1 protein-coding gene is annotated in these 1,464 nt (G+C 56.6%); it reads left to right on the top strand.

The window, feature by feature from the left end; translation table 11 throughout:
* The coding region (locus tag ACOVRA_RS01605; protein ID WP_421718781.1) for a TonB-dependent receptor plug domain-containing protein at positions 1 to 1,464 on the top strand (1,464 nt) is incomplete at both ends.

Raw genomic sequence — 1,464 nt, 5'->3', positions numbered from 1 at the left:
GCACAAGGTCCAGATATTTCCTCGATCCCCAGCATTGCTCTGAAGCAAGTTGAAGTTCTGCGCGATGGTGCAGCAGCTCAATACGGCTCTGACGCCATTGCCGGCGTGATGAACTTCATCCTGCGCACCGACTCGAGCGGCGCAGAAGTGGAAGCCAAATACGGCCAATTCTACGAAGGCGACGGCACGACCTATCAAGTCGCCGGCAATTTCGGCCTCGGTCTTGGCGAGAATGGCTTTGCCAACGTCAGCCTTGAATATCGTCAGTCTGGCGCGACCAGCCGTTCGGTTCAACGTGGCGATGCTGCTGCTTTGGCAGCCGCAGGCAACACTGCCATTCCAAACCCAGCCCAAATCTGGGGTCAGCCAGAGCTGAAGAGCGACTATAAGGCCTTCGTCAATGCCGGGTTCGACCTTGGCAATGGCCGCAGCATCTATGCTTTCGGCAATTATGGCACGCGCGAAACCGATGGTGGCTTCTATTATCGTAACCCAAACACCCGCGGTGGCGTGTTCTCGAACGATGGTGGCGTGACCCGTTTGGTTGCCGACACCACCCCAGGCACAGGCACCACCTGCCCTGTGATCACGATCGGTGCCGCAAATGAAGCAGCCCTGATCGCACAGGTCAAAGCTGACCCAACCTGTTTTGCCTTCATCGAGAAATTCCCCGGCGGCTTCACCCCACGCTTTGGCGGTGAGTTGGTGGATTATGCCGGTGCTGTTGGCACCAAAGGCAATGTTGGCAAGTTGAACTATGACGTCAGCTTCAGCGCCGGTCGTAACGATGTGACCTTCCACATCAACAATACGATCAACGCATCCTTGGGCCCGAACTCGCCAACCGAGTTCACCCCCGGTCAGCAAATCCAAACCGAGAAGAACTTCAACATCGACTTGAGCTATGCCGTTCCAGTCAAGGGCTTTGCTTCGGACCTGAACATCGCTGGCGGCTTTGAATGGCGCAATGAAGAGTTTGAGTTGATCGCAGGTGATGCGGCTTCTTACACGGTTGGTCCTTTTGTGAACCAAGGCTTCTCGATCGGTTCGAACGGCTTCAACGGCTTCCGTCCTTCTGACGCTGGCGTTTGGGACCGCACCAACACGGCCTTCTATGTCGACTTGGAAGCCGACGTGACCGAGAAATTGGTTCTGGGTGCCGCTGTCCGTACTGAGGACTTCGACACCTTCGGCCAAACCACCAATTACAAGCTCTCGGGCCTGTTGCGGGCGACCGACGTTCTGACCTTGCGTTCGACCTATTCGACCGGGTTCCGCGCACCAACCCCGGGCCAAGCCAATGTGGTGAACACCACGACCAGCTTGATCGGTGGCGTTTTGGCTAACACCGGCACGGTGTCGCCAACCAGCGTCTTGGGTCAATTGTTGGGCGGTAAGGAACTGAAGCCTGAAGAATCCAAGAACTTCTCCTTGGGTGGTGCTTTGGACCTCGGTGGCCTGAAA

Source organism: Aquidulcibacter sp. (assembly GCF_049239865.1).
GTDB lineage: Bacteria > Pseudomonadota > Alphaproteobacteria > Caulobacterales > Aquidulcibacteraceae > Aquidulcibacter.
This window is presented reverse-complemented; position numbering and strand designations above follow the sequence as displayed.